The 12,423-nt window shown below is 65.5% G+C and carries 9 protein-coding genes, 2 tRNA genes and 1 rRNA gene; 6 read left to right on the top strand and 6 right to left on the bottom strand.

Annotated elements, in window-relative coordinates; genetic code table 11:
• Nucleotides 1-3: 3 nt before the first annotated feature.
• Genes FN976_RS14545 through FN976_RS14535 form a run of 3 tightly spaced genes read right to left on the bottom strand, consistent with a single transcriptional unit; the run spans nucleotide 4 to nucleotide 1,840 of the window.
• The gene (locus FN976_RS14545) at nucleotides 4-333 is read right to left on the bottom strand and encodes a DHCW motif cupin fold protein (RefSeq protein ID WP_145893758.1); all 330 of its coding nucleotides are present in this window, start codon (nucleotides 331-333) and stop codon (nucleotides 4-6) included.
• Entirely contained in the window at nucleotides 330-1,229 is a 900-nt protein-coding gene (locus FN976_RS14540) for a DMT family transporter (protein ID WP_145893757.1), read from the bottom strand. The genes FN976_RS14545 and FN976_RS14540 overlap by 4 nt, the downstream gene beginning before the upstream one ends.
• Entirely contained in the window at nucleotides 1,226-1,840 is a 615-nt protein-coding gene (locus FN976_RS14535; RefSeq protein ID WP_145893756.1) for a LysE family translocator, read from the bottom strand. Before FN976_RS14535 ends, FN976_RS14540 begins: the two co-directional genes overlap by 4 nt.
• Nucleotides 1,841-1,972: 132 nt before the next feature.
• Here FN976_RS14535 and FN976_RS14530 point away from each other — a divergent pair, with 132 nt between their 5' ends.
• Nucleotides 1,973-3,427, top strand: a complete 1,455-nt coding sequence (locus FN976_RS14530; protein ID WP_145893755.1) for an aminotransferase-like domain-containing protein — start codon at nucleotides 1,973-1,975, stop codon at nucleotides 3,425-3,427.
• Nucleotides 3,428-3,433: 6 nt separating this feature from the next.
• Here the strand turns inward: FN976_RS14530 and FN976_RS14525 are convergent, their stop codons facing one another.
• Nucleotides 3,434-5,044 carry a phospholipase D-like domain-containing protein gene (locus tag FN976_RS14525; protein WP_255440423.1) on the bottom strand — a complete coding sequence of 537 codons (1,611 nt, stop codon included), beginning with the start codon at nucleotides 5,042-5,044 and terminating at the stop codon, nucleotides 3,434-3,436.
• A 174-nt stretch (nucleotides 5,045-5,218) separates the two neighbouring features.
• Entirely contained in the window at nucleotides 5,219-7,105 is a 1,887-nt protein-coding gene (locus tag FN976_RS14520) for an ATP-binding cassette domain-containing protein (RefSeq protein ID WP_145893753.1), read from the bottom strand.
• Nucleotides 7,106-7,184: 79 nt separating this feature from the next.
• On the opposite strand from FN976_RS14520, the gene FN976_RS14515 reads away from it, so the two are divergent.
• Both FN976_RS14515 and FN976_RS14510 read left to right on the top strand, forming a co-directional pair.
• Nucleotides 7,185-7,649, top strand: a complete 465-nt coding sequence (locus tag FN976_RS14515; protein ID WP_145893752.1) for a (2Fe-2S)-binding protein — start codon at nucleotides 7,185-7,187, stop codon at nucleotides 7,647-7,649.
• Nucleotides 7,646-9,916: a xanthine dehydrogenase family protein molybdopterin-binding subunit gene (locus FN976_RS14510; protein WP_145893751.1), complete on the top strand. Its 2,271-nt coding sequence runs from the start codon at nucleotides 7,646-7,648 to the stop codon at nucleotides 9,914-9,916. Before FN976_RS14515 ends, FN976_RS14510 begins: the two co-directional genes overlap by 4 nt.
• 240 nt (nucleotides 9,917-10,156) lie before the next feature.
• Here the strand turns inward: FN976_RS14510 and FN976_RS14505 are convergent, their stop codons facing one another.
• Complete coding sequence (locus tag FN976_RS14505) at nucleotides 10,157-10,387, bottom strand: hypothetical protein (protein WP_145893750.1); 231 nt, start codon at nucleotides 10,385-10,387, stop codon at nucleotides 10,157-10,159.
• Between the two features lie 50 nt (nucleotides 10,388-10,437).
• On the opposite strand from FN976_RS14505, the gene FN976_RS14495 reads away from it, so the two are divergent.
• From FN976_RS14495 to FN976_RS14485, 3 genes are all read left to right on the top strand, one after another.
• Nucleotides 10,438-11,972: ribosomal RNA gene (locus tag FN976_RS14495) — 16S ribosomal RNA — on the top strand.
• A 100-nt stretch (nucleotides 11,973-12,072) separates the two neighbouring features.
• Nucleotides 12,073-12,149: transfer RNA gene (locus FN976_RS14490), tRNA-Ile, on the top strand.
• A gap of 21 nt (nucleotides 12,150-12,170) precedes the next feature.
• Nucleotides 12,171-12,246 (top strand) — tRNA-Ala (locus FN976_RS14485).
• Nucleotides 12,247-12,423 lie beyond the last annotated feature (177 nt).

Genomic DNA, 12,423 nt, shown 5'->3' with positions numbered 1-12,423 from the left:
GCCTCAGTCGACGATGAAAAGCGTGGCGCCGCGGGGCGCGGTGGAACGGTGCGGCTCGGCGTGGTCGGCCACCTGGTAGCTCATGCCGGGCGTCAGGGTGAAGGTGCGGCCGTCAGCGAGTTCGGTGTGCAGTTCGCCGGCCAGGCAGAACAGCACGTGGCCCTTCTCGCACCAATGGTCGGACACGTAGCCCGGCGAATAATCCACCATCCGGACGCGGATGTCACCGAACTGCTGCGTGCGCCATTGGACAGCGCCGGCTTCCGCGCTCTTGGTCTCGCGCGGCACGGTTGACCAGTCGGTGGTGGCGAAAGGGAATCCGGTCATGTTCATGCGGGGGCTCCGGCGCGAACCGGCATTTTCTTGCCGAGGAAGACGACCGCGATGACGGCCAGGGCGAAGCCGAGGGTGACGGCGTCGAGCTGTTCGCCCAGCAACGGCACGGCGAAGAGCATGCTGAGGAACGGCTGCACCAGTTGCACCTGGCTCACGCGCACGGTACCGCCGAGCGCCAGGCCGCGGTACCAGGCGAAGAAGCCGATCCACATCGAGAACACCGCGACATAGCCGAAGGCCCACCAGGCGGAGGTGGCCAGCGCCACTTGCGGGCGTGCCCAGGCGGCCAGCGGCAAGGTGAGGGGCAGGGCCATCACGAGCGCCCAGCAAATCACGTGTTCGGCGCGCATGTGCTGCGACAGGCGTGCGCCGTAGCCGTAGCCGATGGCGGCGCAGGCCATCGCAGCCAGCAGCAGGGCGTCGGCCGCATGCAGGCTGAGGCCGCTGCTGGATTTGCTGATGGCGAAGGCCACCACCAGAGCGCTCCCGAGGCCGGCGCAGAGCCAGAAGCCCATCGACGGACGCTGGCGGTGCAGCAGTGCGCCGACCAGCGCCGTCGCCAGCGGCAGGACACCCACGATCACACTGGCATGCACCGCTTCGACGTAGCGCATGGCCACCGAGGTGAACAGCGGAAAGCCGAACACCACGCCGGCGGAGGTGAGCGCGAGCGGCACCCAGTCTTCGCGGCGCGGCCAAGGCGCCCGCGTCGCCACCAGGAAGGCGGCGGAGAGGACGGCCGCCACCACGGCGCGGCCCAAGGCGATGAAGACGCCGGACATCTGTGGCGCTTCGGGTGTGCCCACGGCCAGGCGCGTCATCGGCAAGGTCAGCGCGAAGATGACGACGCCGGCGAGGCCGAGCCACAGGCCCTTGATCTCTTGCGGCTTCATACGGTGAGCATCCAGCCGGCCGTCGCGACCAGGACCAGGGCCAGCAAGCGGTTGAACCAGAGCAGGCGCTTCCCTTCGGCCAGCCAACTCCGCAGCAGGGAACCGAGCACGGCGTAGGTCAGGTTGCTGCTGAAGGCGAACCCGATCATCACCACGCAGATGATGGCGAGGCGTTCTCCGGGGTTGGGCGCCGGCTGGCCGGCGGCATTCACCACCCAGCCGGCGGTGAGCGTCAGAGCCAGCATCCAGGCCTTGATGTTGAGGAACTGCAGGCCCACGCCCTGCAGGAAGGTGACGTCCAGCCGCTTCTCGTCCACCTGGGTCAGCTGGCCCGACCGCGAAAGTTTCCACGCGAGCCACAACATGTAGGCCACGCCGGCCAGCTTGACGCCCCAGCGCAATGCCGGCACGCCGAGCACCAGCGCGCCCAGGCCGAGGCCGCTGCCGATCATGAGGATGGTCCAGCCCGTGGGCACGGCAAAGCAGAAGCGCAGCGCGCGCCTCAGGCCAAGGTTGGCCGCCAGCGCGGTGGAGAGCGTAGTGTTCGGCCCCGGCGAAAAGCTCATGGCGGTGCAGAACACCAGCAGGGCGGTGAGCTCGGCGGCGGTCATCTGCAGCAGGGGACTTGCGGGAACATGCGCTCCACTGTAATGTCGCGCACCAGTACACAGCCAGTACAGTTGTCCAACTCACCCGGACATCTGTATCGGCCCTGATGCCAGTACACGAGGAGCACACCACCCATGTTGATGAAGGCTTCGGCCCAGTCCCTCACCGAGCAGCTGGCCGCGCGCTTTGCCGAGCGCATCCGCGACCGCCTGCTGGCGCCGGGCGCCCGGCTGCCCTCGGTGCGCCAGTGCGCGGAACTGCAAGGGGTGAGCCCGTCCACCGTGGTCGCGGCTTACGACCAGTTGCTGGCCCAGGGGCTGGTGGAGGCGCGGAAGAACCGCGGCTTCTTCGTGCGTGAGGCCGTGCCGGTGCGCGCGGAGGGCTCCGCCGAATCCGCCGGCGCATCCGGCGAAGCGATCCCGGCGGGCTGGAGCACGGCCCATTGGCTGGCCGCGCGCCGCAGCCAGGCACCCGTGAACGCGACGGCACTGATCCGCGGCATGTTCCACAAGATCAGCAACAAGCCGCAGCCGGGCATGGGCGTGTTCCCGCCCGACTGGCTGGAATCGACCTTCATGCCGGCGGCGGTGCGCAAGGTGACCAGCACCAAGGCGCTGCACGACTTTTCGCTGCAATACGGCGAGCCCATGGGCGACAGTGGCTTGCGGCGCTCGCTGGTGACCAAGCTGGCGGCGCTGAACGTGCCGGCCACCATGGACCAGATCATCACGTCGGTGGGCGCGACGCACGCGCTCGACATCGTGAGCCGCACGCTGTTGCGCCCCGGCGATCCGGTGATGGTGGAGGAACCCGGCTGGGCGGTCGAATTCGCGCGGCTCAACGCGCTGGGCATGCGCCTGCTGCCGGTGCCGCGGCGTGCCGACGGGCCGGACCTGGAAGTGATGGCGCAGTACTGCGCGCTGCACCGGCCCAAGCTCTATGTGAGCGTGAGCGTGTTCCACAACCCGACCAGCTACTGCCTCTCACCGGGCAGTGCGCACCGCATCCTGCAACTGGCCAACCAGTACGACTTCCACATCGTCGAGGACGACACCTACAGCCACATCGCGCCGCCCCACGCCAGCCGGCTGAGCGCCCTGGACGGCCTGCAGCGCACGATCTACGTGAGCGGCTTCGCGAAGATCCTCGCGCCCAATTGGCGCATCGGCTTCCTGGCGGCGCCCCCGGCGCTGGTGGAACAGTTCCTGGACACCAAGCTGCTGGCGACGCTGACCACCCCGGCGCTGCTGGAGAAGGCGTTGGCGCTGTGCATCGACCAGGGTCAGCTGCGGCGCCACAGCGAACGGATCCGCACGCGGCTGGACGTCGCCCGCAGCCGCAGCGTGAAACTGGCGCTGAACGCGGGCTGCCGCTTCGAGGCCGAACCGGCAGGCCTGTTCGGCTGGGTGGATACGGGGGTGGACACCGACGCGCTGTCGCAGCGCATGCTGGACGAGGGCTACCTGCTGGCGCCCGGCGCACTGTTCCATGCGGAGCACCGGCCCAGCACGCTGATGCGGATCAATTTCGCGACCACGCAGGACGCCGTCTTCTGGAAGAAGTACGCCGAAGTGGTCCGGCGCATGTGAGTGCGGTCAGAGCATCTCGTCGGGCGCGAACGGTGCGACCAGCCGGACGATCAGCCTGAGCTTGGCGCTCGCGCCGGGCTCCTTGTCCTCGTCACCGAAACTCGCTCCCTTCGGCGCGGCCCAGTGCAGTTTGCCTTGCCGCTGCTCCACGCGATAGGCGCCGCCTGCCAGCATGGCTTCGATCTGCCGCGTCAGTTCCTGCGCGACGGGGGACCCGCGGATCACCAACGCAACTTCGCTGTTCTTCAGCTGCGAGCGCAAGTCCAGGTTCATGGAACCGATGATGGACAGCCGGTTGTCGATGACGACCGCTTTCGAATGCAGGCTGGCCCGCGAGTCGGGCTCTTTGCCCGCATCGGATTTCGGCCGCTGGTCGCCCCCTGAACCCACGAGTTGCTTGGCGGACTCCGGGTCCGAGCGCATCTCGTACAGCTCCACACCCATCGCCAGGAGGTCCTTGCGATAGCGCTCATAACCCGCGTGGGCGGCCGGGGCGTCGTTGGACGCGAGCGAGTTGGTCAACACGCGGATTCGCACGCCGCGCTTGCGCAGCTCCTCGTACACGGCCATCATCTGCGTGCCGGGCACGAAGTAGGGCGAGATGATCAGCACGTCCTTCTGTGCAAGCCGCAGGGCGGACATCAGGCCGTCAATCACCGTGTCGCCGGCGTCGACCTCGTCGTCGCCGGGGCCGATCTTGCCGGGCTTGTCCACCAGCAGCGTGGACGGGGCCCAACGCAATTCGACTTTGCGCAGGTCCATCGAGGGGCGGTCGGCTTGCCTGACCTCGGCGGCGGTGACGCCGGGAAGCACGGCGCCCGGGGCGGGTGCCGCCGCTGCCGCCGGAATGACCCCGCCGGACTTCACGCTTTGCGCGCCGGGCACGGCCAGCTCGCGCAGCTTCTCCAGGTCTTCCTTGTCCAGCAGCGTCTGGACGGGATAGGCCAGCTCGTTGTTCCAGTAGCGATCGAAGCTGGCCGACATGTCGCGCACGATGCGGCCCGCGGCCAGGACGTCGAGATCGACGAAGTTCTGCTTTTCGCCGGCGCCGAAGTAGCGGTCGCCGAGGTTGCGCCCGCCCGTGATGCCCCAGGCGTTGTCGGCGATGAACACCTTGTTGTGCATGCGCTTCTGGATCCGCGGCACGTCATGCAGCGAGGTCAGGATGCGGCCCACCAAGGAGTTGCGCGAGCCGGGCAGCGGGTTGAAGAGGCGGATTTCGATGTTGGGCTCGAAGGCCAGGCGCAGCACCTGGGCATCCGGCCCGACGGAGTTGAAATCGTCGAGCAGGATGCGCACCCGCACGCCACGCCGCGCCGCATCGCGCAGGCGCTGCAGGATCACTTCGGTGCTCGCATCGGCGTGGATGGCGTAGTACTGCAGGTCGAGGCTGCGCTGGGCACCGTCGATCAGTGCCAGCCGGCTGGTCAGTGCGATCTCCACGCCGTCCAGCAGGTAGAAGCCGGAGTCGCTGCGCGCGCCGGCCTGCGCGCGCCGGGCGTGCACCAGTTGCCCGAGCGGTGTCTGGTCCGGGGCGTTGAAGGCCGTGGACGCCCGGCGGTCGGTGTTGGCCGGCAGGCTCGCACACCCGGTCGCCCAGGACAGGAGCGTGATCATGGCAAAGCAGCGCCAGAACGTATGCCAGGCGCCGGAGCGGGCGGTCGGGTGAGTGGCGTGGGAGGAGTGCATGGGCTGCAAGCAATGTAGCCCCGCACCCCGTGCCGCGGGGCGCGCGGAAGGTCAGCAGGAGCCGCCAACTGCTGACGGCGCCTGCCTACAGCCCAGGTTGCTTCAGGCGCCGCCCAGCGCTTCCCAGCGCTCCAGTGCCGCCATCAGTTCATCTTCGATGCGAGCGTTGCGAGCCGTCAAGTCGGCGGCGCGCTTCGGGTCGTCGCGGTACACCGCACCCGCGGCAAGTTCGGCCAGGATCGCCTTCTGTTCGGTTTCCAGTTCTTCGATCTTGGCTGGCAGGGCCTCGAGTTCGCGCTGTTCCTTGTAGCTGGGCTTTTTTCTTGGTGAGGCGCTGGGCGTGTCACTGCGCTTTGCTGCCGTCGGCGCTGGCACCGATGCAGCCGCCTGAGCCGCGGCGGCGATGGTCTTCGCGCGGGCCGACTGCGTGAGCCAGTCCTGCACGCCACCCTCGTACTCGCGCCACAGACCGTCGCCCTCGAAGGCGATGGTGCTGGTGACCACGTTGTCCAGGAACGTGCGGTCGTGGCTCACGAGGAACACGGTGCCCTCGTAGTCCTGCAGCAGTTCCTCGAGCAACTCCAGCGTTTCGATGTCGAGGTCGTTGGTGGGTTCGTCCAGCACCAGGACGTTGGCGGGCCGCGCGAACAGGCGGGCGAGCAGCAGGCGGTTCCGTTCGCCGCCCGAGAGCGAGCGCACGGGCGAGTTCGAACGCGCCGGGGAGAACAGGAAGTCGCCCAGGTAGCTCTTGACGTGCTTGCGCTGGCTGCCGATCTCGATCCATTCGCTGCCGGGGCTGATGAAGTCTTCCAGCGTGGCGTCGAGGTCGAGCGCCTCGCGCATCTGGTCGAAGTAGGCCACCTGCAGGTTGCTGCCCAGGCGCACACGGCCGCTGTCTGGTTGGAGTTCGCCCAGGATCAGTTTCAGCAGCGTCGTCTTGCCCGCGCCGTTGGGGCCGATCAGCCCGACCTTGTCGCCGCGCAGGATGGTGGAAGTGAAGTCGCGCACGATGACGCGCCGGCTGCCGTCGGCGGCCGGATAGGACTTGCCGACCTTCACCAGCTCCGCGACGATCTTGCCGCTGGGCTGGCCGGTGGCGAGGTCGAGGTTCACGTTGCCGAGGGCGTCGCGCCGGGCCGCACGCCGCGCCCGCAGTTGCTGCAGGCGGACGACGCGGCTTTGCGAGCGGGTGCGCCGGGCTTCCACACCTTTGCGCACCCAAACTTCCTCCTGCGCCAGCAGCTTGTCGGCCTTGGCCTGGATCACGGCTTCCTGCGCCAGCTGGTCCTGCTTCAGGGTCTGGAACTGCGTGAAGTTGCCCGGGTAGGAGCGCAGGCGGCCGCGGTCCAGTTCGATGATGCGGGTCGCCACGCGATCGAGGAAGGCGCGATCGTGCGTGATGAGGACGACGCTGCCGCGGAAGTCGATCAGCAGGTTTTCCAGCCACTCGATGGAATCGAGGTCGAGGTGGTTGGTCGGTTCGTCCAGCAGCAGCACGTCGGGACGGCGCACCAGGGCCTGGGCCAGGGCGACGCGCTTGCGGTTGCCGCCGGAGAGGCTGGCCACCGGCGCGGCGGGATCGAGATGCAGCCGCTGCAGGGTTTCGTCCACGCGCTGGCGCCACATCCAGCCGTCCTGGGCCTCGATCTGCGCCTGCAGGGTGTCGAGGTCGCCGGTGCCGTGGCTGTAGCTTTCCACCAGGGCGATGACGTCGGCCAGGCCCTCCTGCACCGCGTCGAACACCGAGTCGGCTGGGCGCAATTGCGGTTCCTGGGCCACGTAGGCGATGCGCAAGCCCTGCTGGAATTGCAGGGTGCCATCGTCGGGGCGTTCCATGCCGGCAAGGATCTTCAGCATCGACGACTTGCCGGCGCCGTTGCGGCCGATGAGGCCGATGCGCTCGTTTTCCTCCAGCGAGAAATCGGCGTGGTCGAGAAGGGGGAAGTGGCCGTACGCGAGCTGCGCGTCGGCGAAGGTGATCAGGGCCATGGGGACTTCGAGTGAGGCGCCGAGGTTATCACCGGCCCCGCTTGGCTATAGTCGGGTTCCGAAGCAGCTAGGGGTGACCGTGGAGCTGAAGATCAACGGCAGGCCGCTGCAGGCGGACGTCGACGCGAACATGCCTTTGCTGTGGGTGCTGCGCGATGTCCTGAGCCTCACCGGCACCAAGTTCGGGTGTGGCGTGGCCGCCTGCGGTGCCTGCACCGTGCGGGTGGACGGGCAGGCGGTGCGTTCCTGCGTGACGCCAGCCTCGTCGGTCGCGGGCAAGAACATCCAGACCATCGAGGGGCTCGGCGCCCCCGGCAAGCCGCATGCGCTGCAGGCGGCCTGGATCGCCGAGCAGGTCCCGCAATGTGGCTATTGCCAGAGCGGCATGCTGATGGCGGCCGCGGCGCTGCTGGAGAAGAAGCCCAAGCCGAGCGATGCGGACATCGACGAAGCGATCACCAACATCTGCCGCTGCGGCACCTACCAGCGGGTGAAGCTGGCGATCAAGCGCGCCGCGGGAGTGAAGGCCGGAGCCACGACATGAGGCGCCGCACCTGGCTGCTGGGTGGCACTGCCGCGGCGGGCGCGCTGCTGGTGGGCTGGGGGGTGTTGCCGCAGCGCTCGCGCATGGGTGCGGCGGCCCTCCTGAAGGCCGCCAAGGGCGAAATTGCCCTGAACGGCTGGATCAAGATCGCGGAGGACGGGTCGGTCGTGCTGGCGATGCCGCGCAGCGAAATGGGGCAGGGCGTGCACACGGCGCTGCCGATGCTGGCGGCGGAGGAACTCGACGTGCCACTCACTTCGGTGCGGATCGAGCAGGCGGGCCCCGACACCATCTACGGGAACGTGGCGATGCTGGTGGCCAGCCTGCCGATCCATCCGCTCGACGAGGAGCACGAAGACGGTTTCGGCCGCGTCAAGGCGAGCCGCTGGGTGGTGGGCAAGGTCGCGCGGGAACTGGGGATCAATGCGACCGGGGGATCCTCGAGTGTTTCGGACGCCTGGGAAGTCGTCCGGATGGCTGCAGCGACCGCGCGGGCCTCGCTGCTGGGGGCGGCATCGCTGCAATGGAAACAGCCGATCGAGGAATTGACCGTGGTGGATGGCGTGGTCAAGCATGCCGGGTCGGCAAAGTCCGCCACTTATGGAGAGCTCGCCCGCTTCGCGGCCGCGACGCCGCCCGGCACGGTGACGTTGAAGTCGCGCAAGGACTGGAAACTGATTGGCCGCCCGGCGCCGCGGCTCGACATCCCCGCCAAGACGGACGGCAGCGCACGATTCGGGCTGGACGTGCGCCTGCCGGGCATGCGCTTCGCCGCACTGCGTCTTTGTCCCATGCTGGGCGGGTCACCGGGCCGAATCGACCCGGCCGCCGCCTTGGCCATGCCCGGCGTCGAACGGGTGGTGCAGATTCCTGCTTATGCAGGCTCGACGGCGGGGATCGCGGTCGTCGCGAACAGTACTTGGCTTGCTCGCCGGGCCGTGGATGCCGTCCACGTCGAATGGCAGGCGCGGCCGGGCGGAAACCTGGACAGCGAACGCATAGCGCAGGAATTGACGGCCAGCGTCAAGGACGGGTCGGGCTTCCGGTTCCATGAACGCGGCGACCTGGACGCTGCGGAGAAGTCGGCCCGCGTGATCGAAAGCTGGTACAGCGCCCCCTACCTGGCCCACGCGACGCTGGAGCCCATGAATTGCACGGCGCAGGTGCAAGACGGTCGCGTGCAGGTGTGGGCCCCGACCCAGGTGCCGGAAATGTGCCGGGCCATGGCGGCCCGTGTCGCCGGCGTGCCGCCTGCGGCGGTGGAAATGCATGTCACGCTCCTGGGCGGCGGTTTTGGCCGCCGGCTCGAGGTCGACTACGTGGCGCAGGCCGTGCGCGTGGCGATGGACTGCGGCGGCGCGCCCGTGCAGCTGGTCTGGTCCCGCGAAGAGGACACGCGGCATGATTTCTACCGGCCGATGCATGTGGCGCGCTTGCGAGCCACGGTGGATGCGGCTGGGCAGCCCCTCAGCCTGCATATCAAGTCGGCCGGGGATGCGATCTCGCCGCGCTGGATGGAACGCGGGATTCCCGCCTTGACCGGCCCGGTCGACCTGCCCGACAAGACCACGTCCGAAGGCCTGTTCGACCAACCCTATGGCGTGCCGGCCCAGCGCATGGAGCACGTGGCCACCCGCATGGGAGTGCCCGTGGGTTTCTGGCGCTCCGTCGGGCATTCGCACAACGCCTTCTTCTCGGAGTCGTTCATTGACGAGCTGGCCGTTGCAGGCAAGGCAGACCCGCTGGAGTTCCGGCGCAAGCTGCTGGGCAAGGCGCCACGTTACCTGGCCGTCCTCGACCTCGCCGCGGAGAAGGCGGGCTGGAAAAGTCCGGCGCCAGCCGGGCGGGCCCGCGGGCTGGCTCTCCATGAGTCATTCGGCTCCATCGTGGCGCAGGTGGCGGAGGTGTCGCTGGGGCCTGCGGGTCCGCGCGTGCACCGTGTGGTTTGCGCCATCGACTGCGGCACGGTCGTGAACCCGGGCATCGTGGCCCAGCAGATGGAAAGCTCGGTGGTGTTCGGGTTGACCGCTGTCCTGCACGGCCGGATCGACATTCACAACGGGGTCGTGCGCCAGGGGAACTTCGCGGACTATCCGATGGTCCGAATGGCCTCGACACCGCAGGTGGAGACCTGGATCGTGCCCAGTGAGCGCCCCCCGGGCGGCGTGGGCGAGCCGGGTGTTCCGCCTCTGGCGCCTGCGGTGGCCAATGCGCTGTTCGCCCTGACGGGCGAGCGGCACCGCAAGCTCCCATTGGGGAGTGTCTGAGTCTCAAGATTTTTTGAAGCCGCGTTTGCGGACCCCAAAAATCTCGTGCTATAGTCGATGGCTCTGCTGAACACAGCGGCAAACAAACCGAAAGGCAGTTTGCAGCCGGGGCAGCAGGGAGTCAAAGCCGGTGGCGGCTGACAGGGAAAAGAAAGCTTCGAAGTTTGACCAACGATCAAAAGTTGGTATAGAATTCAAGGCTCCGCTGAACACAGCAAAGCAAACGATCCGAACCACGGATCAGGCGCAAAGCGAATCAGCAAAAACCCTGGCAGTTGACAGGGATTTGAGAAAAGTCAGATAATTCAAGGCTTCGCTGATCGCAGCGAAAGCAGGCAAAAACAGAAGACGCAACGTCCGATGTGCTGCCAGGTTCCTTAAAAATATACAGCCGATAAGCGTGGGCGTTTGATGGCAATTGCCAAGTTCTTCGGAACAACAAACGCTCATGAGAATAGAAGTGAAGTTCACTTCAATTCCTTTTTTGTGAGTAGCCCCGCAAGGGGCAAATTATCAAGATCGAACTGTAGAGTTTGATCCTGGCTCAGATTGAACGCTGGCGGAATGCTTTACACATGCAAGTCGAACGGCAGCACGGGGGCAACCCTGGTGGCGAGTGGCGAACGGGTGAGTAATACATCGGAACGTGCCCAGTCGTGGGGGATAACGTAGCGAAAGCTACGCTAATACCGCATACGATCTACGGATGAAAGCGGGGGATCGCAAGACCTCGCGCGATTGGAGCGGCCGATGGCAGATTAGGTAGTTGGTGGGGTAAAGGCTCACCAAGCCGACGATCTGTAGCTGGTCTGAGAGGACGACCAGCCACACTGGGACTGAGACACGGCCCAGACTCCTACGGGAGGCAGCAGTGGGGAATTTTGGACAATGGGCGCAAGCCTGATCCAGCCATTCCGCGTGCAGGATGAAGGCCCTCGGGTTGTAAACTGCTTTTGTACGGAACGAAACGCGCTGTGCTAACACCACGGCGTAATGACGGTACCGTAAGAATAAGCACCGGCTAACTACGTGCCAGCAGCCGCGGTAATACGTAGGGTGCAAGCGTTAATCGGAATTACTGGGCGTAAAGCGTGCGCAGGCGGTTATGTAAGACAGGTGTGAAATCCCCGGGCTTAACCTGGGAACTGCATTTGTGACTGCATAGCTAGAGTACGGTAGAGGGGGATGGAATTCCGCGTGTAGCAGTGAAATGCGTAGATATGCGGAGGAACACCGATGGCGAAGGCAATCCCCTGGACCTGTACTGACGCTCATGCACGAAAGCGTGGGGAGCAAACAGGATTAGATACCCTGGTAGTCCACGCCCTAAACGATGTCAACTGGTTGTTGGGTCTTCACTGACTCAGTAACGAAGCTAACGCGTGAAGTTGACCGCCTGGGGAGTACGGCCGCAAGGTTGAAACTCAAAGGAATTGACGGGGACCCGCACAAGCGGTGGATGATGTGGTTTAATTCGATGCAACGCGAAAAACCTTACCTACCCTTGACATGTCTGGAATCCCGCAGAGATGCAGGAGTGCTCGAAAGAGAGCCAGAACACAGGTGCTGCATGGCTGTCGTCAGCTCGTGTCGTGAGATGTTGGGTTAAGTCCCGCAACGAGCGCAACCCTTGTCATTAGTTGCTACATTCAGTTGGGCACTCTAATGAGACTGCCGGTGACAAACCGGAGGAAGGTGGGGATGACGTCAAGTCCTCATGGCCCTTATGGGTAGGGCTACACACGTCATACAATGGCCGGTACAAAGGGTTGCCAACCCGCGAGGGGGAGCTAATCCCATAAAACCGGTCGTAGTCCGGATCGCAGTCTGCAACTCGACTGCGTGAAGTCGGAATCGCTAGTAATCGTGGATCAGCATGTCACGGTGAATACGTTCCCGGGTCTTGTACACACCGCCCGTCACACCATGGGAGCGGGTTCTGCCAGAAGTAGTTAGCCTAACCGCAAGGAGGGCGATTACCACGGCAGGGTTCGTGACTGGGGTGAAGTCGTAACAAGGTAGCCGTATCGGAAGGTGCGGCTGGATCACCTCCTTTCTGGAAACCGCAATTAAAGTTAAACGCCCACACTTATCGGTTGTTGGAAGATGTCGCCTACCGACGTTGGCCTCGGCCCGTGTCGTTCTGCGACCGGCTTGGGTCTGTAGCTCAGTTGGTTAGAGCACCGTCTTGATAAGGCGGGGGTCGGTGGTTCGAGACCACCCAGACCCACCATCCCACTCCAATTTCGGATCTGGGGGATTAGCTCAGCTGGGAGAGCACCTGCTTTGCAAGCAGGGGGTCGTCGGTTCGATCCCGTCATCCTCCACCATCGACACTTCGACAACAACAAATCAACACCTAAGCGGCTTGTTCTGAAAAGACCAGGCTGCTTAGTTGTTGACTCCGGGATCTCCCGGAATCAATCGGCTGTTCTTTAACAATTCATAGAGTTCGAATCAGCGTTGTTGGCGGAAACTGCTTCATGGCAGACCGTGCCGCCAATGAC

The sequence above is a fragment of the Caenimonas sedimenti genome, assembly GCF_007833165.1.
GTDB classification, from domain to species: domain Bacteria; phylum Pseudomonadota; class Gammaproteobacteria; order Burkholderiales; family Burkholderiaceae_C; genus Ramlibacter; species Ramlibacter sedimenti.
Note: the sequence above shows the minus strand (reverse complement) of the source record. Positions and strands in the feature narration are given on the sequence as shown.